Origin of the sequence: Ruminococcus flavefaciens AE3010 (assembly GCF_000526795.1) — a bacterium.
GTDB classification, from domain to species: Bacteria; Bacillota; Clostridia; order Oscillospirales; family Ruminococcaceae; genus Ruminococcus; species Ruminococcus flavefaciens_D.
Genome location: NZ_JAGT01000001.1, coordinates 2,402,045 through 2,421,805, shown reverse-complemented (window position 1 = coordinate 2,421,805; position 19,761 = coordinate 2,402,045). Strand labels below are relative to the sequence as shown.

Here is a 19,761-nt window from a genome sequence, read left to right as displayed (position 1 = left end):
GCAGAAACAGCCTATTCTCCGCCAAAAGTCGGGGAATACACAAAAAAATCTTTCCATAAGAAAACACTTGAAAAACAACGTTTTTTGTGATATAATAATCAGGTAATTAAGCTGTCTGAGGTTTTGATAAATGATTGGATATTATAACTATACGGTTATTCTTACATATATGAGCCTCGTTTCTTCCGTTATCGGCATGCTTTTCGCAGTCGGCTACGGCGGCACGAGACCTCACCCCGAATATGCCATAATATGCCTTATGGTGTCGGGTCTGTGTGATATGTTTGACGGTAAGGTTGCCCGTACAAAAAAAGACCGTACCGAGAGCGAGAAAAAATTCGGCATACAGATAGACTCTCTCTGCGACGCTGTCTGCTTCGGAGTTCTTCCCGCAGTAATAGGCTATTCAGTGGGCATGAAGGACTGGTGTGATCTGCCTATCCTTGTACTTTTCCCGCTGTGCGCTGTCATAAGACTTGCCTACTTCAATGTAGCCGAGGAGGAGCGTCAGAAAAAGACTGCCGAGAACCGAAAGGTCTATGAGGGTCTGCCCGTTACCAGCGTTGCGCTGATAATACCGCTGCTGTACAGCTTCCACAAGGACATCGGCGGAGACTGGTTCCCGGAGGTCTACGGCGGAGCACTGCTGCTCATCGCTATCGCTTTCATCACCCGATTCAAGGTGAAAAAGCCGAGCATGAAGACCATGCTGTGCTTCATCGGGATCGGCGTTGTGGAGCTCATATGGATGCTCTATAAGACCAAAACCAAATAATAAGCTTCAGTTTTATCAGGGGACGCCTTGCAGATGAGGGCGTCCCCTCTGTCGCTTTCATTATTTGCTGTAAGCGCGTGAAACAAACGGCAGAGGGAACGCGAGTGATTAGTTATTAGTGATCAGTGCATAGAGATTTGTCAATTTCATTCAAAATGTGCTGTAAGCGAAAGCAGAGTATCGTTAATGTATAGAGTGAGCGAGTTTACGAGCGACAGCGTGGCAAGGGTGCAGCGTCACGCTGCCTTTTAGCAAAAAAAGACTTTACAACGGATAAAAATTAATGTATAATACAAATTATCAAGATATTACGTGAAAGGATAGGATATATGAAAAAGCAGCTTTTCTGCATATGCGCTGCGGCAGTGCTTGCTGTCTGCGGAGCTTCGTGCGGGAGCCGTCCTGCTTCAAAAAGCGGGATAAAGGCGTCTGTTGAAACTGTAAACAATGTCCCTGTCAAGGAGCGCAAGACCCAGACCACAGGAAAGTGGGAGACTTCAAGGGAGTACCTTGACGGCAAGGAGAGGGACAAGACCGATATCACCTATAACCGCTATGAGCTGGCTGACGACGGGAGCGGCGTCTACTGGGACGCTGACGATAACAAGCAGCAGGTCAGCTGGGAGGTCACTCCCGACGGCGGCGTGAAGATACTTTATGAGGAAAAGGGAGAGTTCACCGAGTACTATGACTTCCTCGGCTGCGACCTTGTAACGAAAAAAGCCACAGAAGAGGGTACTCTCGACATATACCTTGCAAAGGTAAATAAATTCACTCCAAGGGAGGGCTCCGAAGCATGAAAAAGATAATAGCTCTCACTCTGTCGGCAATAGTTCTCATGTGCTGTCTTGCAGGCTGCGGCGCAAAGCGCGACCCCAAGTATTACGGAAAATGGGAAGCAACAAGGCTGGAAGCCTCGGGAGAGTCCATAGACAACTTCATGGGTATACCCGTAGGAGCTATCTTCCGCTTTGAAATAAACGAGGACGGCAAGGTGGTCTGGAACTCAGCTGTTGATAATTCTGTTATCCAGAATGCCAATAACGACCTTGATATAAGATGGAAAGAGACCGAGGAAAACAGGATACAGTTCAAGGTCACAGACCTCTCGGGAAAAACGGATACACAGACTATGGAGTTCGTTTACCGCGACGGCGAGCTGGTGGTGGAAGAAAATGATTCAGCCATATACCTCAGCAAGGTAGACGAATTTACGGAAATAGACACAGATCTGCTCAACAGTGCTGCAAGTGCTATACAGAACTTCGGCATCACACAATAAAGGAGTAATTATGAAAAAAATAATTTGTTTTTGCTTATCAGCCGTCCTGCTTGCAGGAATTTTCTGCGGCTGTTCCGACAAGAAGAATACCAAGAGCTCGTCCGACGGAAGCTCTTCCGAGACCGAGACCACTACAAGCAATGAACCCATAGACAACGAGGGAAAACAGTTCCTCGGCAAGTGGGAGTCCTACAAGGCTCTGGTAATGGGCGAGGAATATGAGACCGAGTACGCAGGCTATCCTCTCAGCGCAGTTGCAAAGCTGGAGGTAAAAGACGACAAGACAGCTACTATGATAGTTGCCCTCAATCCCCACGGCAAGGAGAATACCTTCGATTTCGCATGGAGCATAACCAATATCGACGGAGATGATGTGCTCCACCTTGCAAGTCCTACCGATTTCTATGACTGCACCATAAAGCAGGGACAGATGCTTATGAGGTACGGCGATTATGACGACGGTACTATCATTTATCTCATGAAGACCAACAAGTTCACCGTGATAGAGCGTCCTACCGAGGAAGGTCTGGACAAGGCTGATTACAGCGGCTTCATGGGCAGATGGGAAGCTGTAGAGGTCAATATGGACGGAGAGATACATGACGAGACACTGGGCGAATACCCCATAAATGCGGCATTCAAGCTTGAAGTGTTCGAGGACAACAACGCCGCAATGTCCATAATCGGCGAGACCTCCTCCTATGAGTGGGAGCCCGACAAAAAGGATCAGCTCTATATGTGGCGTGACTATGAGGGCTTTACCATGAAGCTCAATGGGGACAAGCTCTGCCTTGACGATGAAAAGGGTATGAAGATAACACTCGAAAAGGTGGATAAATTCACAGAGTATGACTTCTCGGCAGCACCCGAGGAGATACCCGACGAGGATATTATCCTCAATCCCGAGGAAGAACCCACAACAACAGAATAATATCGCAAATTTTTATTAGGGGACGCCTTCACTTGCAAGGCGTCCCCTTTTTCAAAACAGTCCACCGGACTGTTTTGAAATTCACCCCTTGCGAAGCGCCTGACGTATTGGGGCGCTGCTCCAAACCCTGCAAGGGCTGTCCCCCTAATCGGGTCCGTCCCCTCTGTCGCATTGCGACATCTCCCCACCCTGTGGGGAGTAACCCTTGACCTGACCAAAGGAACACAGTCCCTTTGGAATCCCTTGCTTGGTGTAATCTGAATTTTTCTTAGCTCTTAGTTCTAAGAATTGACTTTGCATTTTAAGAGTGCTATAATTAGTGTGTACGCAATGACCGCCGAAAGGCGGTTATTGTACTGACATTAATCATCATAATATGGATTGATCTATTTTTAGGAGAGATACTATGCACAAGGAATTTTTAATGGGCAATGCTGCTATTGCCCGCGGTGCTGTTGCGGCAGGTCTGAACCTTGTTTCGGGCTACCCCGGTACTCCCTCAACGGAAGTGCTTGAAACCACCGCAAAGGTCAACGACGGCTCGATATACGTTGAGTGGTCGGTAAACGAAAAGGCTGCTCTGGAGCTGGGAGCAGGCGCTGCCTACAGCGGAGCCCGTTCAATGGTCACCATGAAGCAGGTGGGACTCAATGTAGCCTCAGACCCCCTTATGAGCCTTGCTTATATCGGCGTCAAGGGCGGTATGGTCATACTTGTTGCCGACGACCCGGGACCCATATCCTCTCAGACCGAGCAGGATACACGCCATTTCGCTTCATTCTCAAAGCTTCCCTGCTTCGATCCGTCGTCCGTTCAGGAAGCCTATGACATGATACAGGAAGCCTTTGAGTATTCCGAAAAATACCATACTCCCGTGCTTTTCAGACCGACTACAAGAGTCTGTCACGGCTACGCTTCTATCGAAGTCAAGGACAAGGAGGAGTACAAGGTAAACAAGCCCGAGGGCTTCGTGAAGGACTCCTCAAAGTGGGTAATATTCCCCCGTCTTTCTTATAATGCACATATACATATCGAGGAGCGCAATGTGGAGCTCTCTCAGGTATTCTCCGACTACAAGCGCAATATCATCACTGAGACTGGTGATAAGGGCTGTCGCAGGGGTATCGCTACCCACGGTATCAGTTACACCTACGTAATGGAAGCTCTCCGCGGAAAGAACGCTCCGAGAGTATTCAAGGTGTCAACGCCTTTCCCCTTCCCCGAGCAGGCTGCTGTGAAGTTCCTCGAGGGACTTGACGAGGTGCTCTGTATCGAGGAGCTTGACCCCATCATCGAGCGCGAGCTCACATACATATGCGGAAAGTATCATCTGAATACCAAGATACTGGGCAAGCTCACCCACCATGTAAAGACCGCTGGCGAGAACACCTGCGCTTCTGTGGCTGTGAATATTGCCGATTTCATGGGCTGGGAGAAGCCTGCCGCTGCTGAAACGGAAGCTCCCCCTGCACTTCCCGTAAGACCGCCCGTGCTCTGTGCAGGCTGTCCACACAGAGCTTCATTCTTTGCCGTAAAGGAAGCAATGAAGGGCAAGAAGTCCGTATTCTGCGGCGATATCGGCTGCTATACCCTCGGTAACGCAATGCCTCTTGATATGGTTGATACTTGCCTCTGTATGGGCGCAGGCGTGAACATCACTCAGGGTATCGGCAAGATAGAGCCCGATACAAACTGCTTTGCATTCGTGGGCGACTCCACGTTCTTCGCTTCTGCTATCACGGGAGCTGTAAACGCTGTGTACAATCAGGCGGATATGACACTGGTAGTCCTCGACAACTCCACAACTGCCATGACAGGTCATCAGCCGCACCCGGGCACAGGCCGCACCATGATGGGTGAGGTAGTCGAAAAGGTAAGCATACAGGAAGTCCTCAAGGGCGTGGGCGTAAAGACCGTTGAGACTGTAAATCCTCTTGAACTCAATAAGGCTATCGATACAGTCAAGCGTGTTTCCGCCGAAAAGGGCGTAAAGGCTATCGTGTTCAAGTCTCCCTGCGCTGTGCTTATCAAGGGCAACAAGCCTGCCGTTATCGACAGCGCAAAGTGTACCTCCTGCAAGAAGTGCATAAAAACTCTCGGATGTCCCGGTATCGTATTCAGGGACGGCAGTGTAACTATAGAAAATTCTCTCTGTACAGGCTGCGGGCTTTGTTCGCAGGTATGTCCTTTCGGAGCAATAGGAGGTGGCGAAGATGCAGAGTAATATCCTTATATGCGGCGTAGGCGGTCAGGGTATCGTCCTCACCTCGAAGCTCATAGCAGCTACTGCCATGGAGCATGATATCCCTGTAATGAGCGCCGAGACTATCGGTATGGCTCAGAAGGGCGGAAGCGTTTTCAGCTTCCTGAGACTGGGCGATGATCTTTACTGCCCCATGTTCCCCGAAAAGACTGCGGATATAATTATCGGCTTCGAGCCTGCGGAGGCAGTTCGTATGCTTCCCTATCTCAAAGACGGCGGACAGGTGGTAGTCAATACCCACCCAATAATGCCCGTAACAGCTACACTCAGCGGCTCCGACTACACAGGACAGGAAATGATAGACTATCTCCGGCGCAATGTGAAGAACGTTCTTCTCGTTGACGGCACTAAGGCATGTGAGGAGATAGGCTCCCCGAAGGTGCTCAATATGATAATGCTGGGAGCTTCCGTCCGCAACGACGTTCTGCCCTTCTCGGTGGACGATATCGAAGAGACCATGAAAAAGACGGTAAAGCCTCAGTTCGTGGAAATGAACTCAAAGGCGCTCCGCTGGAGCTGACGCTTAGCCGTTAGCCATTAGCCTTTAGCTATTAGCTTAATTCGGAATGCGGAATTCGGAATTAGGAATTGAATGTGTCCGCTGACGCGGACGGATCAAAAAATGTAACATGAACCAATATGCAGGGGCTGCCTTTGGCAGTCCGCATATAAAGTCCGTGACAAATATCAAAAAGAGATATTCGTTTTGCTATTTGCGGGCGCCCAAAGGGCGCCCCTACACGGCATTAAATGAAAGGAAAGAATTAAAATGCAGATCTCACAGGCACAGCTCGACCTCGTTAACGACCGTATCCGCGCTCTCGTTGAAGCAGGCAGCTTCTACGGAAAAAAACTCAAGGAGGCAGGCATCACTCACGTTGATTCGCCCGAGGACTTCACAAAGCTCCCGTTCTCCGAGAAAAAGGACCTCCGCGACGCTTATCCTCTGGGACTTATGACAGCTCCCGAGAACGAGATCGTCCGTATCCACTCATCATCGGGAACTACAGGTACTCCCGTTATCATTCCCTACACAGCCAAGGACGTTGACGACTGGGCTATCATGTTCAAGCGCTGCTACGAGACAGCAGGCATCACAAATATGGACCGTATACAGATAACCCCGGGCTACGGTCTCTGGACAGCAGGTATAGGCTTCCAGAACGGCGCCGAGAAGCTTGGCGCTATGGTTATCCCTATGGGTCCCGGAAACACCGACAAGCAGCTCCAGATGATGCAGGATATGGAGAGCACAGTTCTCTGCTCCACATCTTCATATGCACTTCTCCTTGCCGAGGAGATACAGAAGCGCGGCATCAAGGACAAGATACACCTGAAAAAGGGAGTTATCGGCTCCGAGCGCTGGAGCGACAAGATGCGTGAGCGTATCCACAACGAGCTTGGCATAGAGCTCTTCGACATCTACGGACTTACTGAGATATACGGCCCCGGTATCGGTATCAACTGCCCGGGCGAGACCGCTATGCACTACTGGGACGACTATCTCTACATCGAGATAATCGACCCCAAGACAGGCGAGCCCGTTCCCGACGGCGAGCTTGGCGAGATAGTTATAACTACTCTCGTTAAGGAGGGTGCTCCCCTTATCAGATACAGAACTCACGACCTGTCAAGAATAGTGCCCGGCAAGTGCAAGTGCGGACGCTGCTACCCGAGAATAGACGTTATCATGGGACGTACCGACGACATGATGAAGATAAAGGGCGTAAACGTATTCCCAAGCCAGATAGAGGAAGTTCTTGCAACATTTGATGAAATATCCAGCGAGTACCAGATACGTATCTCACATCTTGACGGCAAGGATACTATGCGTATCTACGTTGAATCCACAGGCGATGTGGACTTTGAGACTCTCAGCAAAAAGATAGCTGAAAAGGTAAAGAGCCGCATCGGCTTCACACCTATCGTAAAGGTAGTCGAGGTAGGCGTGCTCCCGAGAAGCATGAAGAAAACTGCCCGTGTTATCGACGAGAGATTCGACTGATAACGCAGGCAGCAGGATACAAAACTCCATACAATGAACGGAAACGAACTTCTTGCACTTCTATTTATTGCAGCTGTCACAGCCTTTTGCATATGGCTTTACAGGCGGCTGCACAAGCCCGATATAACCAAGCTCTACAACGCAAAGACCGTTCTCACCGACCGTGAGTATGAGTTCTACAAGCGGCTGAAGCCTCTTGCGGACGAGTACGGGCTCAGCATTTTCACAAAGGTGAGGCTTGCAGACCTTATCGAACCCAAGCCAAAAGCCGAGAATCCATTCTGGATGGAGTGCTTCAACAAAATAAAGGCAAAGCATATAGACTTCGCTCTTGCGGACGATGAGACGTCCATAGTGGCGCTCATTGAGCTTGACGACACGTCACATGCCCGTCCCGACCGCGTTGAGCGCGATGACTTCGTGAATGCGGTGCTGGAGAATACGGGGTATACTCTGCTCCGAACCTACGGCGAGCTGGACGTTATCGAAGAATATTTACGGTGATACAGCTGTTAGCTTGTAGGGACGCGCAATGCGCGTCCGCAAGTGATCAGTGCATAGATATGTAGGGGCGCACAGTGTGCGCCCCTACATTCATTTACTTGATATTAAAGAAAGTAACGCCCGATGCAAACAGGGCAGCTCCGATAAGTATTGCAATAAATATCGTCTTTTTTATCATGTGCTTTATTTTCAGCAGTACTATCAGCACGATTATGAAAAGGATTATTGCCCAGTACTGGGCGAGAAAGCCTGTTATTGTATTGAGTATCGAGTCCATGTCTGTTCTCCTTTGGTATTTATTTTTCTTCCTTTGCGGCGTCGCTGAGGAACTCCGCTATGATATACCGCGGACGCTGCTTTACCTCGGCATATATCTTGCCTATGTACTCGCCTATGATACCGAGACAGAAGAGCTGCAAGCCTCCGATGAGCCATATTGAGCACATGGTACTTGACCAGCCGTGCTCGGTGAAGCCCACTATCTTAGTGATGAATGCCCATATAAAGGCGATTATGCTGACTGCGGACATTATAAGTCCGAGACCTGTTATCATTTTCAGCGGCTTTGTGCTGAATGAGGTAATGCCGTTTATTGCAAAGGAGAGCATTTTTTTCAGAGGGTACTTGCTCTCGCCTGCGGCTCTCTCATGGCGCTCATAATAGACCTTACAGTTCCGGAAGCCTATAAGCGGCACCATTCCGCGGAGGAAAAGGTTGACCTCCTTGAAGCCCGAAAGCTCCTGTAAAACTCTTCTGCTCATAAGGCGGAAGTCTGCGTGGTTGTAGATAACGTCCGTGCCCATGGCTTTCATGAACTTGTAGAAGCCCTCGGCAGTGGTCTTCTTGAAAAATGTATCGGTGTCGCGGGCACTCCTTACGCCGTATACCACCTGATTGCCTTCATAGTACTTCTTTACCATTTCGTCGATGGTGTTGATATCGTCCTGCAGGTCTGCGTCCATGGTTATGCACATATCGCATATATCCTTGACGGTCATGAGTCCTGCCAGGACAGCGTTCTGGTGACCGCTGTTGTGGGCGAGGTCGATACCCGAGAAGAATTGCGGCTCGGTGCGGTGGAGCTCTTTTATAATGCTCCATGTCCGGTCTGAGGAGCCGTCGTTTACGAATACTATGCGGCTTTCACGGGAGATCAGCCCCTGTTCCATGAGAGCGGTGTACTTCGCTTTGAGCTGCTTTGAGGTCTCGGGGAGCATTTCCTGTTCATTGTAGCAGGGTACTACCATGTATAGTTTTTCGGGAGACATTGAGAGGATTTTCCTTTCGTTTTTTATATAGTTGCATTTAGTATACCACAGCCGCCGAAATATGTCAATAAAACACCAAAAATGCATTATCAGACTGCAATCAAATTTCTGCTTGACAAAAGTTTGCTTTTATGTTATCATATTAAAAGAGCATCGTCTGCTCGTATAAACGGGTGATAAATTCCGAAATATAGATGTGTGGGCCCTGTGCAACAAGACCCCGTGAACCATGTCAGGCGGGAGACCGAGCAGCATTAAGCGGTGCGTGTTGTGTGCCGCAGCAAGCCTGCACATCTATGTTCCGGAATTTTTCTTTAACAGGGGGGGTAAGAATGTTCCGTTCTATACTTGCAGCACGGACAAAGCGAGTCCTGCTGTGTTTCTGGCGCAGTATCCCGAAGGCTCTTGCGGCTTCCTTTGTGTTTTCGATCTTCATCTTCGCAGCAATGACCATTGCAGGCGAGAGGGAGACCGGCTTCCCGTTTGTCATCATGGATATGGCGGTATTCTTTGTGTTTCACTGGGTATGCTTTTCATTCGCCGAGATAATAAGATACAAAAAGAGCATATTCCACCAGTTCGACGACGACCTCATCGGCAACGCCTTTACGGGGATAAACCGCAAGTCAAGGCGCTTCGAGAAAGGCCTGAACCTGTTCCACAAGAACAACTTCCGTATGGCGCTGGAGGCTTTCACAGACCTCGGCAGAGAGGAAAACGGGCTTTCAAAGCAGGAGACTGCCGTAAACGAGTTCTACCGCGGACGCTGCTACGATATCCTTGACGCCTATCCCAATGCTATAATATGCTATAAGAACGCTCAGGAGAACGGCTTCTATATTCCCGAGCTGCCTATCTTTATAGCGCGGTGCTACTCCGTAAACGGCGACCCTAAGCGCGCCATGGCTATCTATGAGAGCCTTATGGAGGAGAAGGACTACAAATACAGCAATAAGCTCCGCTGCGAAATGGGAAACGTATACCTTAAAGAGTACGACGGAGAAGAAGCTCTCAGGTGGTTCAATGATTCCATTGAGCGGCATGAGGACTACGCAAACGCTCTCGGCGGCGCGGCGATCGCAAACGTGCTCCTCGGGAAATACGAGGAAGCGGAAAAGCTCTATAAGCTGGCGATAACCCATAATATCGACAATCCCGTGGACTTTATCAAATACTACAAGGGAACAGTCGCCCTGCAAAAGGACGAATTCATAAAAAAACTGTAAAGGAGGAAAGGCTGTGTACAAGGCGCTTTACCGCAAATGGCGTCCCATGACCTTTGACGACGTCATATCCCAGCAATACACCACAGAAGCTCTGAAAAACCAGATAATCAGCGGAAAGACCGCCCATGCATACCTTTTCACAGGCTCACGCGGAACAGGTAAGACCACCTGTGCCCGTATCCTTGCAAAAGCCGTGAACTGCCGCAACATGAAAAACGGCAATCCCTGTCTCGAATGTGACATCTGCCGTGACGCAGACAGCGGCGCTCTCACCGATATCGTCGAGATTGACGCGGCTTCAAACAACGGCGTAGACAATATCCGCGACCTCCGCGATGCGGCAGTATATACTCCCGAGCGGGGCGCATATAAGATATACATCATCGACGAGGTGCACATGCTCTCCGCAGGCGCTTTCAATGCCCTGCTGAAAATCATGGAGGAGCCGCCCCCGTATGTGAAGTTTATTCTCGCCACCACCGAGATACACAAGGTACCTGCCACGATCGTTTCACGCTGTCAGCGCTACGATTTCCGCAGGATAAAGGCGGAGGACATCGCCGCAAGAATAAGCTATATCGCTCAGCAGGAGGAGCTGAACCTCACCGAGGACGGCGCGGCTATGATAGCGAAGCTTGCCGACGGCGGTATGCGTGACGCAGTATCTCTCCTCGACCAGTGCTCGGTGTGCGCTGAGACCATAAACGCCGAGGCTGTCTCAAATGCCGCAGGCATCGCAGGCAGAGACTACCTCTATGATATGCTGGACGCTGTATCGGACTCCGATACGCCAAAGGCTCTTTCCATAACCGCAGACCTCTACGATATGTCCAAAGACCTGACAAGGCTCTGCGAGGAGCTAATAACTCAGCTCCGCAACGTCATGCTCATAAAGGCTTCGCCCGATACCGCTGACAAGCTCATCGTTTGTATGCCCGACGAGCTGGAGCGCTTAAAGGCTATTGCAGAAAAGTCCGACCTGCCCACAGTTATGGACAGGCTGTCAGCTTTACAGGAGTGCCGCGAGCGCATGCAGAGGGCTATGAATAAGCGTGTAGAGTTTGAGATGTCTCTCATAAAGCTTTGCGGAAATGTAAAGAATACTGCTGAAAGTATTGACAATTCTGAAATATATGATAAAATAAAACAGTTGGAGGATAAGATCAACACAGTCCCGAGAGCTGTACCGACAGCAGATCGGCAGGCTCCCGAGCAGCCCGAGGTGCTTGAAGCAAGTGCCGTTCCTGCGGACGAGAAGATAATCCCCACTATCGACATCAAGAAGCTGAAAGCCGAGGATATCATTCCCTGTGAACGCTGGAACGATATACTTGACGAGTTCAGAAATATCAATCCTGCCGTTGCAGGAAGCCTTGACGGCTCCTTTGCAGGCACAGCAGGAAACTATATCTTTATCACAGCTCAGAACCGCTTCTTCATGGAGCTGTTCAAGGTCAAGGAGAACGCCAATTCCCTCGGCGCGGCTATTGCCAAGGTGCTGGGACAGCGCTTCATAATCAAGGCAAGGTGCGCGACTACCGTAACGGAGCAGAAGAACCTTGCGGAGAGCCTAATCAAAAAGGCTATGGACAGCCAGATAGAAACAGCTGTGGAGAATCAGTAAGCTTGTGCAGGGAACGCCTGTCAGGCGTTCCGCGTAATCAAGTTCAAAAGCAATTAACTTTGCTTTATATAAAACTAAGAATTTTTATTTTCAAAGGAGAATTTTAAAATGAAAGCAAGAATACCAAAGAATATCAACGCAGGCGGCGCTCAGAACATGAACCAGATGATAAAGCAGGCTCAGAAGATGCAGGATCAGATCACTGAGCTCCAGGAAGATATCGAAGCAAGAGAGTTCTCCGCTACAGCAGGCGGCGGTGCAGTTGAGGTCACTATCACAGGCAAGAAGACTATCAAGTCTCTCACACTCAAGCCCGAGGTAGTTGATCCCGAGGATATCGATATGCTCCAGGATCTCATCATCAGTGCTGTAAACGAAGCTGTAAACAACGTTGAGACTACTACAGAGACAGAAATGGGCAAGATCACAGGCGGAGTATCTCTCCCCGGTCTTTTCTGATAAATAATGGCAGATCATAACGCGCTTCCGCTGGTCATACTGGCGGAGAAGTTCGCGTCACTTCCCGGTATCGGCATGAAATCGGCGCAGAGACTTGCGTATCATGTCATGTCTATGGATACGGAAGCGGTTGAGGACTTCGCAAAGGCGCTTATCGACGCAAAGAAAAACGTTCACTGCTGCAAGTGCTGCCAGAACCTCACAGAGAGGGATATATGTCCTATCTGCGACGATCCCGAGCGTGACAGGAGCGTTATATGCGTGGTCGAGAACCCCAAGGACGTCACTGCCTTTGAGCGTACAAGAGAGTACGGCGGCGTGTACCATGTGCTTCACGGACTGCTCTCACCTATGGACGGCATAACTCCCGACAAGCTCCGCGTAAAGGAGCTCCTTGCGAGGATAGCCGAGGGCGGTGTAGAGGAGGTCATCATGGCGACAAATCCCACTGTTGAGGGCGATGCTACGGCTATGTATATAGCAGGACTGCTCAAACCAATGGGTATCAAGGTCACAAGGCTTGCCTTCGGACTTCCCGTGGGCGGTATCCTTGAATATGCCGACGAGGTAACGCTTTTCAAGGCTCTCGAAAATCGAAACGATATGTAAAAATGGCGTCCATTGGACGCCATTTTTAATTCGGAATTCGGAATTAATTTGGTCTGCGGGCGCCGAAACGGCGCCCCTACACGGAACGCCGAGGGCGGCGTTCCCTACAAATCACTATTAACAAATCACTTGTGGACGCGCACTGCGCGTCCCTGCAGCTAAAGGCTAACGGCTTAAATATTGACAAAAGCCGAAATAACGGGTATAATAAAAGCGATATGCTTTTGAAAGGACAATTTTATGCTGAAAAAGAACAATGTTGTCAGACTTGTACTGATATTTACCCTCATAATGGGCATTTCATCTCTGGTGATAATGCTCAGCAATACCCTTATGGCACGCAATAACAGCTACATCACCGTTGATGCCGAGACCATGAAGCTGGTACAGCTGGACCCTCCCAAGGACGGCGACCCTATCGCTATCGTGGACACTACCCTCGGCGAGTACCGCTTTGTGCTCTATCCCCAGTATTCTCCCAATGCTGTTGCCAACTTCACTGAGCTGGCAAATCAGGGCTATTACAACAACACCTATGTGTTCCACTCGGAGAGCGGCGTATATTCTGCGGCAGGAGCTCCCAATAAAAACGGCAACGCAAACGATAACTCCCACGAGCTTGTGGAGAGAGAGCTCCACCAAGACCTGTGGCCATTCAAGGGTGCTGTTCTGGCTATGAACACCACCGTTAAGAGGAACTTCAAGGAGAAATTCCTCGGCGGCGGCACATACTATAACGGAAGCCGCTTCATGACGGTGAATACTATCGATTTTACCGACGAGATAAAGCAGGAGCTCATAGATATATCCGAGAGCAAGGACCTTGCCAACGCCTTTATCGAAAAGGGCGGCGTTCCCAATTTCTCTCAGCAGCTAACCGTGATCGGTCAGACCTATAAGGGCTTTGACGTTGTGGAGAAGCTGGCGAATCTGGAAGCCAACGAGATAGGCGTATACAAGGTGCCCGTTGAGGACGTGATGATAAACTCGGTAACTATCAGCACATATTCCGCAGAAGATGAAAAGACTGAGGAAGCTGAAAAGTAAAGAATATACGGTTATTATTGGAAGATTTTACCGTATTTGAACCGTCGGCTTTGTCCGAAAAATACAAAAAATCATGAAAACTCTTTACAAATCGGTTTTTGTGGTGTATAATATATAAGTTGAAGTATAGTTTTTTGTTCTGTTTTGAACATACTATCATATAGTTTCACGTTTTCAAGGAGTGAAATCATGTTTAGAAAGATTCTGGCAGGTGTTTTCTGTACAACGCTGGTATTCTCTGCTTTTGCATCATGCAGCGGCAAAGCAGGTGTAAGCAGCTCTGAAAGCACCACAGATACCACAAGTGCTTCGGCTACCGAGACGACAACAGAGGCGCTTACAGCAGAAAATGTTGATATAGCCAATTTTACAGCTCCACAGAAGGGCGATACCATAATCACTATGAAGATCAAGGATTACGGTGAAGTCAAGTTCAGGCTCTTTCCCGAATATGCGGACAAGGGCGTTGAGAACTTCGTTGAGCTGGCTAAAAAGGGTTACTATGACGGACTCAAGTTCCACAGAGTCATCAGGGACTTCATGATACAGGGCGGCGATCCCGAAGGCACAGGAATGGGCGGCGAAAGCGTCTGGGGCGGCAAGTTTGACGGCGGCACAGACCCACACCTTATCCACGTTCCCGGTGCTCTTGTATATGCAAACAGCGGCTCCACTTCCACTGACGGAAGCCAGTTCTACGTTGTAACGGGCTCTGCTATAACTGATGATGATCTCGATTATTTCAGCCAGGGCGGTTATGTTTTCTCGGACAAGGCTAAGGCTGTCTATAAAAAAGTCGGCGGCACACCGTGGCTCGATGGCAGTTATACCGTTTTCGGACAGGTCATCGACGGACTTGATGTTATTTTCAAGGTACAGTACGTTGCGGTAAACGCTGCTTCAAGTATGCCTCTTGAGGATGTTATCATTGAATCTGTTACTGTCGGAGAGTACAACGGCGAGGAAATACGCTGGTATATAGACGATTACAAGGACTTTGACATAGAGGAAGCAAAGAAGGCTTCCGAAAAGGAAAATGTTACCATTGCAAACTATACAGCTCCCAAGGAGGGCGAAAAGATAGTTTCCATGAAGCTCAAGGGCTACGACGGAGAGATCAAGATAAAGCTCTTCCCAGAGTACGCCGAAAAGGGCGTTCCCAGCTTTTTGGAGCATGCGGAAAAGGGCTACTATGACGGCCTTACATTCCACAGAGTTATCAAGGACTTTATGATACAGGGCGGCGATCCCAAAGGCGACGGTACAGGCGGCGAGTCCATATACGAAAAGGGCTTTGACGACGGCACCAATTCCCATCTTATCCATGCCGCAGGCGCTGTTGCCTATGCAAACAGCGGCTCTACTGCTTCAAGCGGCAGCCAGTTCTATATAGTTACTGGCGACGTCTACAACACTGAAGAGATCAGTAATCTTGAAGAGCAAGGCTATGACTTTACCGACAACGAGGCGGAGGTATATTCCACCAACGGCGGTACACCATGGCTGGACGGCAGCTATACTATCTTCGGTCAGGTGTTCGACGGACTCGATATCGTATTCGATGTCCAGAATGTTGAGACAGACACCAATGATAAGCCTGTCAAGGACGTTACCATAGAGTACGTTAAGGTATCGGAATACAAGGGCGAAGCTGTTCGCTTCAATATTTCCGATTATGATAAAATAAAGGCAAATACTCAGACTGCTACAGAAGCTTCCACAGAAACCACTGCGGAAACCACCACAAATGAATAATTCTCAGCAAATACCCTTTGTGTAAATTGTCGGCGTCTTATGCCGAGGAACAAAAGAAAGAAATTCGGGAAAAGATAAAGAGACCCGAAAAATAAGGAGAGAAAATATTTGGATAAGTTTGTTGTAAAAGGCGGAAGACGCCTTGAGGGCGAAGTCACCATCAGCGGAGCCAAGAATGCAGCTGTTGCTATTCTTCCCGCAGTTATTCTTTCAGATGAACCATGTATCGTAGAAAATGTCCCCTACATCAGCGATGTCAGAATATGTATCCATATCCTCAAGGAGATGGGTGCTGAGGTCACTAATATAGGCAAGGACGCTTACAGGATCGATCCTACCACTATCGATAAGTTCTGCGTCCCCTATGAGTATGCAAGAAAAATGCGTGCTTCATACTATTTCCTCGGAGCACTTCTCGGAAAATTCAATAAGGCAAGAGTTTCCATGCCGGGCGGATGTCCATTGGGCGACCGTCCTATCGATCAGCATCTGAAGGCTTTCACAGCTCTCGGTGCGGAGTATACTCTCAGTCAGGGCATGATAGACCTTACAGCCGATAAGCTCACAGGCAATCAGATATTCTTCGACGTTGTTACCGTTGGAGCTACTATGAACGCCATGCTGGCTGCTGTAAAGGCAGAGGGACTCACTGTTATTGAGAATGCGGCTAAGGAGCCGCATATCGTTGATCTTGCAAACTTCCTCAACTCTATGGGCGCTAATATCATGGGCGCAGGTACCGATGTTATCAAGATCAGAGGCGTGGAGCACCTCCACGGTACTACCTACGCTGTTATTCCCGACCAGATAGAGGCAGGCACATTCATGGTAGCAGTTGCCGCTACAAAGGGTGATGTGCTCATAAAGAATGTAATTCCAAAGCATCTTGAGTCGATCACAAAGAAGCTTGAAAAGATCGGCGTGAACATAGAGCAGTTCGACGACAGCATCAGAGTATGGGTGGACGGTCCTCTTGTAAAGACCAACATCAAGACAGCTCCACACCCGGGATTCCCTACAGATATGCAGTCTCAGATAGCTACGCTTCTCTGTCTTGCAGAGGGGACAAGCATCATCACCGAGAATATCTGGGAGCAGCGCTTCCGCTATGTTGACGAGCTCAGAAGAATGGGCGCTGATATCACAGTAAACGGCAAGGTAGCTCTTATCGAGGGCACAGGCAAGCTTATGGGAGCTCCCGTAAAGGCATGCGACCTGAGAGCAGGCGCTGCGCTTATAATCGCAGGTCTGGCTGCCAGCGGCGTTACCGAGATAGAGGATATCTATCATATCGAAAGAGGCTATGACTGTATGGAGGGCAAGCTTCGTGCGCTGGGCGCTGATATCGAAAAGGTAAGCGTTCCCGATAAGGCAGAGGATACAAAGCCCGAAAGCGACAAGGCTGCTGTTTAATAAGCAATATGGCTGCTGCACAGATGTGCGGCAGCTTTTTCGTCTGCATAAGAACTTGGATTAGAATATGAACGGGATTCCAAAGGGACCGTGTTCCTTTGGCGGAGTGACTCCCCATAAGATGGGGAGATGTCGCAACGCGACAGAGGGGACGGACCCGATTAGGGGGACCTGCAAGAGAGGGCGTCCCTTAATGGGACGTCGAGGACGCCGTCCCCTACAGATGATGAATAACGGGCGGATAGTATCCGTCCCTACAGGCAATGACAAATAAAAGGAGATATATGAAAGATAAAGAATTATACAAAAAATTATTCACCATAGTAGCGCCCATAGCCTTCCAGTACTTCATGGCGTCACTGGTATCGGCTTCGGACGCCTTTATGCTGGGATTTCTCGATCAGGACTCCCTGTCGGCGTCATCTCTCGCAGGTCAGGTAGCCTTTGTGTTCAGCCTGTTCTTTATGGCGTTCATATCGGGCTGCAACGTCCTTGGTGCTCAGTACTGGGGCAAAAAGGACCACAAGACCGTGGATAAGGTACTCGCGCTGACCATGAGATACTCCCTCCTTGTGGGAGCTGTCTTTACTCTGGGAGCTCTTATCTTCCCCCAATACATAATGCGTATATTTACCAATGACCCCGAACTTGTACGCCTCGGCGGAGTGTACCTGCGCACCGTGGCGCTGTCATATGTGCTGGCAGGCTTCTCGCAGGCGTATTTCGGCATTATGAAGATATGCGACTGTGCAGGGCTCAGCTCCCTTATCGGAAGCCTTTCCGTGGTATTCAATATCCTTATGAACTGGCTGCTCATCTTCGGAGTGGGACCCTTCCCCGAAATGGGCATAGCAGGTGCGGCTCTGGCTACGGTCCTCGCACGCGCTTTTGAATGTGTGTTTATCCTTGCGGTAATGCTCCGCGGCAAGTGTCCGCCACTGCGTGTTGGTATGATGTTCGTGCTTAAAGACAGTATTCTGCACAAGGACTACATAAAATATACCGCGCCTATCCTGCTCAATCAGCTTGGCTGGGGCGGCGGAGTGACCATGTACTCCGTCATCATGGGCAGACTGGGAAGCGACGCTGTTGCGGCGAACTCCATAGCAAGCATCGTCCGCTGTATTATAGCCAGTCTCTGCTGGGGAATCGCGGCGGGTGTCGGCATCGTACTTGGCGGTATGCTTGGTAGGAACGAAACAGACGAAGCCAAAAAGGCAGGCGGAAAATTCGTGCGGCTGTCCCTTATTATAGGAGCAGGCTCGGGAGTAGTCATACTTGCGCTGACGCCGATTATACTCAAAGTGATAACTCTCAATCCGCAGGCGCAGTATTACTTGAAGTATATGATGTTCATGGCGGCTTACTACATCATCGGAAACGCGCTTAACTCCACTATCATAGGCGGAATGTTCCCCGCAGGCGGAGACACGAGATTCGGCATGATATGCGACATTGTGACACTCTGGTGCGTGGTGGTGCCCATGGGTATGATAGCCGCATTCTGGCTGAAGCTCCCCGTGCTGGCGGTAGCTTTTATACTCACACTGGACGAGTTTGTGAAAATACCTGCGGTATACAAGCATTACGTCAAGTATAAATGGGTTAAGAACATAACGCGTTAACCATGTAGGGGCGGATATTATCCGCCCGCGAGTGAGTAGAAAGTAGAGAGTAGAGGGTAGTGTTGGGGCGAGTTCCGCCCGCCCGCTAAAGCCCATAAAATTTCAAATGACCTATCGTAGGGGGCGATGCCTAACAGGCACCCGTACCCTCTGTCCTACGGACATCTCCTAACAGGAGCGACGACCCTCTGTCAGCTATGCTGACATCTCCCTACACTGTAGGGAGTCACCCACATCGCCCCGTAAATTAATGGTTATATGACGGGCTGATGTAGGCATCAGCCCCTACAGCGTTTTTTATAAGCATAACAAAAGGCAGTCCATAGGACTGCCTTTTTCTTATCACTAATCACTAACTTCATGCTGGGCGATTATAAGCCTTATGGATTTGTACAGGTAGGGCTTGAGCTTCTCCAGCGAGCAGGGCTCCTTGTAGAGTATAACCGAGTAGCAGGTGGAGCTTACAAGCTCGATTATCATAAACAGCATTATCTCGGGATCCTTTATACCTTGTGGAGCTTCCGAAAGGAGCTTCTCGTATATGGTCGAAAAGTCCACGTCGTCCTCGGAAACGGGAGTGGTTATAGCTGTCTTGAACACGCCCCAGCTCAGGTTTTTGGATATGAATGTGAGCAGGGACTGGTTCGCATTGAGCTGATTTATGATATTGTCAATGACCTTGATTATCTTGTCCTCAAAGGAGAGCTTGTCCAGCTCTGCGCCGAGGTCTGCCATGGCGTTTTTGAAAAGCTGGCTTGATTTATGGGATATGAGCTTGTTTCGTATGTCGTATTTGTCCTTGAAGTATAGGTAGAATGTGCCCTTTGCAACTCCTGCCTTACTGACGATGTCGGTTATGGAAGTCTTACTGAAGCCCTTTGTGGTAAAGAACTCGAAAGCTGTTTTCAGCAGGGAATTTTCTTTAAGCTTCTTGTTTGTATCGACCTTGCCCATTTATACACACCTTTCTTTAAA

19 protein-coding genes and 1 other RNA gene are annotated in these 19,761 nt (G+C 49.3%); 17 read left to right on the top strand and 3 right to left on the bottom strand.

What is annotated here, in order from left to right; translation table 11 throughout:
* Positions 1–130 precede the first annotated feature (130 nt).
* The 8 genes from N774_RS0110580 (at position 131) to N774_RS18300 (ending at position 7,760) form a co-directional block, all read left to right on the top strand.
* Positions 131–775, top strand: a complete 645-nt coding sequence (locus N774_RS0110580; RefSeq protein WP_024861221.1) for a CDP-alcohol phosphatidyltransferase family protein — start codon at positions 131–133, stop codon at positions 773–775.
* Between the two features lie 329 nt (positions 776–1,104).
* A complete protein-coding gene (locus N774_RS0110575; RefSeq protein WP_024861220.1) occupies positions 1,105–1,575 on the top strand; it encodes a hypothetical protein in 471 nt (156 codons plus the stop codon).
* The gene (locus N774_RS0110570; protein ID WP_024861219.1) at positions 1,572–2,057 is read left to right on the top strand and encodes a hypothetical protein; all 486 of its coding nucleotides are present in this window, start codon (positions 1,572–1,574) and stop codon (positions 2,055–2,057) included. Before N774_RS0110575 ends, N774_RS0110570 begins: the two co-directional genes overlap by 4 nt.
* A 10-nt stretch (positions 2,058–2,067) precedes the next feature.
* Entirely contained in the window at positions 2,068–2,988 is a 921-nt protein-coding gene (locus N774_RS0110565; protein ID WP_024861218.1) for a hypothetical protein, read from the top strand.
* Positions 2,989–3,394: 406 nt separating this feature from the next.
* Positions 3,395–5,212: an indolepyruvate ferredoxin oxidoreductase subunit alpha gene (gene iorA, locus N774_RS0110560; protein ID WP_024861217.1), complete on the top strand. Its 1,818-nt coding sequence runs from the start codon at positions 3,395–3,397 to the stop codon at positions 5,210–5,212.
* A complete protein-coding gene (locus N774_RS0110555; protein WP_024861216.1) occupies positions 5,202–5,771 on the top strand; it encodes an indolepyruvate oxidoreductase subunit beta in 570 nt (189 codons plus the stop codon). The genes iorA and N774_RS0110555 overlap by 11 nt, the downstream gene beginning before the upstream one ends.
* A 249-nt stretch (positions 5,772–6,020) precedes the next feature.
* Positions 6,021–7,256, top strand: coding sequence for a phenylacetate--CoA ligase family protein (locus N774_RS0110550; RefSeq protein WP_024861215.1), 1,236 nt, complete (start codon positions 6,021–6,023; stop codon positions 7,254–7,256).
* 33 nt (positions 7,257–7,289) lie between these two features.
* Positions 7,290–7,760 (top strand): DUF2726 domain-containing protein, encoded by a 471-nt coding sequence (locus tag N774_RS18300; RefSeq protein ID WP_024861214.1) that lies wholly within the window; start codon positions 7,290–7,292, stop codon positions 7,758–7,760.
* 94 nt (positions 7,761–7,854) lie between these two features.
* Here the strand turns inward: N774_RS18300 and N774_RS0110540 are convergent, their stop codons facing one another.
* On the bottom strand, positions 7,855–8,037 hold the full coding sequence (locus tag N774_RS0110540) for a hypothetical protein (RefSeq protein ID WP_024861213.1): 183 nt from the start codon (positions 8,035–8,037) through the stop codon (positions 7,855–7,857).
* A gap of 19 nt (positions 8,038–8,056) precedes the next feature.
* Positions 8,057–9,007: a glycosyltransferase family 2 protein gene (locus tag N774_RS0110535; RefSeq protein ID WP_242836608.1), complete on the bottom strand. Its 951-nt coding sequence runs from the start codon at positions 9,005–9,007 to the stop codon at positions 8,057–8,059.
* Between the two features lie 217 nt (positions 9,008–9,224).
* Here N774_RS0110535 and ffs point away from each other — a divergent pair.
* The 9 genes from ffs (at position 9,225) to N774_RS0110490 (ending at position 18,786) form a co-directional block, all read left to right on the top strand.
* Positions 9,225–9,323: signal recognition particle sRNA small type (ffs, locus tag N774_RS18845), an RNA gene on the top strand.
* A gap of 37 nt (positions 9,324–9,360) precedes the next feature.
* Positions 9,361–10,254: a tetratricopeptide repeat protein gene (locus tag N774_RS0110530; RefSeq protein WP_024861211.1), complete on the top strand. Its 894-nt coding sequence runs from the start codon at positions 9,361–9,363 to the stop codon at positions 10,252–10,254.
* Positions 10,255–10,267: 13 nt separating this feature from the next.
* Positions 10,268–11,878 (top strand): DNA polymerase III subunit gamma/tau, encoded by a 1,611-nt coding sequence (gene dnaX, locus N774_RS0110525; RefSeq protein ID WP_024861210.1) that lies wholly within the window; start codon positions 10,268–10,270, stop codon positions 11,876–11,878.
* 108 nt (positions 11,879–11,986) lie between these two features.
* Complete coding sequence (locus tag N774_RS0110520; protein WP_024861209.1) at positions 11,987–12,337, top strand: YbaB/EbfC family nucleoid-associated protein; 351 nt, start codon at positions 11,987–11,989, stop codon at positions 12,335–12,337.
* A 6-nt stretch (positions 12,338–12,343) separates the two neighbouring features.
* Positions 12,344–12,946, top strand: coding sequence for a recombination mediator RecR (gene recR, locus N774_RS0110515; RefSeq protein ID WP_024861208.1), 603 nt, complete (start codon positions 12,344–12,346; stop codon positions 12,944–12,946).
* Positions 12,947–13,186: 240 nt separating this feature from the next.
* Positions 13,187–13,993 carry a peptidylprolyl isomerase gene (locus N774_RS0110510; protein ID WP_024861207.1) on the top strand — a complete coding sequence of 269 codons (807 nt, stop codon included), beginning with the start codon at positions 13,187–13,189 and terminating at the stop codon, positions 13,991–13,993.
* Between the two features lie 189 nt (positions 13,994–14,182).
* The gene (locus N774_RS19630) at positions 14,183–15,748 is read left to right on the top strand and encodes a peptidylprolyl isomerase (protein ID WP_207640553.1); all 1,566 of its coding nucleotides are present in this window, start codon (positions 14,183–14,185) and stop codon (positions 15,746–15,748) included.
* A 108-nt stretch (positions 15,749–15,856) separates the two neighbouring features.
* Positions 15,857–17,161, top strand: a complete 1,305-nt coding sequence (locus N774_RS0110495) for a UDP-N-acetylglucosamine 1-carboxyvinyltransferase (protein WP_024861206.1) — start codon at positions 15,857–15,859, stop codon at positions 17,159–17,161.
* A gap of 284 nt (positions 17,162–17,445) precedes the next feature.
* On the top strand, positions 17,446–18,786 hold the full coding sequence (locus tag N774_RS0110490; protein WP_024861205.1) for an MATE family efflux transporter: 1,341 nt from the start codon (positions 17,446–17,448) through the stop codon (positions 18,784–18,786).
* Positions 18,787–19,131: 345 nt separating this feature from the next.
* On the opposite strand, the gene N774_RS0110485 is transcribed toward N774_RS0110490, so the two are convergent.
* Complete coding sequence (locus N774_RS0110485) at positions 19,132–19,740, bottom strand: TetR/AcrR family transcriptional regulator (RefSeq protein ID WP_024861204.1); 609 nt, start codon at positions 19,738–19,740, stop codon at positions 19,132–19,134.
* Positions 19,741–19,761 lie beyond the last annotated feature (21 nt).

What these genes read in the sequence shown, in the direction of transcription:
- N774_RS18300 (WP_024861214.1), top strand. Translation starts at nt 7,290, where the DNA reads ATGAACGGAAACGAACTTCTTGCACTTCTATTTATTGCAGCTGTCACA.
- N774_RS0110570 (WP_024861219.1), top strand. Translation starts at nt 1,572, where the DNA reads ATGAAAAAGATAATAGCTCTCACTCTGTCGGCAATAGTTCTCATGTGC.
- N774_RS0110490 (WP_024861205.1), top strand. Translation starts at nt 17,446, where the DNA reads ATGAAAGATAAAGAATTATACAAAAAATTATTCACCATAGTAGCGCCC.
- N774_RS0110580 (WP_024861221.1), top strand. Translation starts at nt 131, where the DNA reads ATGATTGGATATTATAACTATACGGTTATTCTTACATATATGAGCCTC.
- N774_RS0110520 (WP_024861209.1), top strand. Translation starts at nt 11,987, where the DNA reads ATGAAAGCAAGAATACCAAAGAATATCAACGCAGGCGGCGCTCAGAAC.
- N774_RS19630 (WP_207640553.1), top strand. Translation starts at nt 14,183, where the DNA reads ATGTTTAGAAAGATTCTGGCAGGTGTTTTCTGTACAACGCTGGTATTC.
- N774_RS0110565 (WP_024861218.1), top strand. Translation starts at nt 2,068, where the DNA reads ATGAAAAAAATAATTTGTTTTTGCTTATCAGCCGTCCTGCTTGCAGGA.
- recR (WP_024861208.1), top strand. Translation starts at nt 12,344, where the DNA reads ATGGCAGATCATAACGCGCTTCCGCTGGTCATACTGGCGGAGAAGTTC.
- N774_RS0110530 (WP_024861211.1), top strand. Translation starts at nt 9,361, where the DNA reads ATGTTCCGTTCTATACTTGCAGCACGGACAAAGCGAGTCCTGCTGTGT.
- N774_RS0110535 (WP_242836608.1), bottom strand. Translation starts at nt 9,007, where the DNA reads ATGGTAGTACCCTGCTACAATGAACAGGAAATGCTCCCCGAGACCTCA.
- N774_RS0110510 (WP_024861207.1), top strand. Translation starts at nt 13,187, where the DNA reads ATGCTGAAAAAGAACAATGTTGTCAGACTTGTACTGATATTTACCCTC.
- iorA (WP_024861217.1), top strand. Translation starts at nt 3,395, where the DNA reads ATGCACAAGGAATTTTTAATGGGCAATGCTGCTATTGCCCGCGGTGCT.
- N774_RS0110575 (WP_024861220.1), top strand. Translation starts at nt 1,105, where the DNA reads ATGAAAAAGCAGCTTTTCTGCATATGCGCTGCGGCAGTGCTTGCTGTC.
- N774_RS0110550 (WP_024861215.1), top strand. Translation starts at nt 6,021, where the DNA reads ATGCAGATCTCACAGGCACAGCTCGACCTCGTTAACGACCGTATCCGC.
- N774_RS0110485 (WP_024861204.1), bottom strand. Translation starts at nt 19,740, where the DNA reads ATGGGCAAGGTCGATACAAACAAGAAGCTTAAAGAAAATTCCCTGCTG.
- N774_RS0110540 (WP_024861213.1), bottom strand. Translation starts at nt 8,037, where the DNA reads ATGGACTCGATACTCAATACAATAACAGGCTTTCTCGCCCAGTACTGG.
- N774_RS0110555 (WP_024861216.1), top strand. Translation starts at nt 5,202, where the DNA reads ATGCAGAGTAATATCCTTATATGCGGCGTAGGCGGTCAGGGTATCGTC.